This is a genomic window from Stenotrophomonas sp. INTA L402-1 (assembly GCF_059295135.1).
In genome coordinates this window covers 1-551 of record NZ_JCAFWP010000218.1, presented here as the reverse complement: position 1 = coordinate 551, position 551 = coordinate 1, and the positions used below count along the sequence as shown (strand labels likewise).

Below are 551 nucleotides of genomic sequence, written 5' to 3'. Positions count from 1 at the left end.
TTGTTACACGCTGTTCCGGGATGCTTATCATCTGGCGGGGATTGAGATGCCGGATTTTCATCGTGAGGATGACTGGTGGCGTAACGGCCAGAATCTCTATCTGGATAATCTGGAGGCCACAGGGCTGTATCAGGTGCCGTTGTCAGCGGCGCAGCCGGGCGATGTGCTGCTGTGCTGTTTTGGTTCATCGGTGCCGAATCATGCCGCCATTTACTGTGGCGACGGCGAGCTGCTGCACCATATTCCTGAACAACTGAGCAAACGAGAGAGGTATACCGACAAATGGCAGCGACGCACACACTCCCTCTGGCGTCACCGGGCATGGCACGCATCTGCCTTTACGGGGATTTACAACGATTTGGCCGCCGTATCGACCTTCGTGTGAAAACGGGGGCTGAAGCCATCCGGGCACTGGCCACACAGCTCCCGGTGTTTCGTCAGAAACTGAATGAGGGCTGGTATCAGGTGCGCATTGCCGGGCGTGATGCAGGCGAAAATGAATTATCTGCCCGTCTTAATGAGCCGCTGGCAAATGGTGCCGTGATCCACAT

The 551-nt window shown here is 56.1% G+C and carries 2 protein-coding genes; both read left to right on the top strand.

Annotated features, from left to right (window positions below; all coding sequences use genetic code 11):
- On the top strand, positions 1-385 hold a 385-nt coding region (locus AC5O77_RS22445), incomplete at its 5' end, for an NlpC/P60 family protein (RefSeq protein ID WP_494507252.1).
- Positions 283-551, top strand: a 269-nt coding sequence (locus tag AC5O77_RS22440; RefSeq protein ID WP_494507251.1) for a tail assembly protein, incomplete at its 3' end; no start/stop codon positions are given. The genes AC5O77_RS22445 and AC5O77_RS22440, both read left to right, overlap by 103 nt.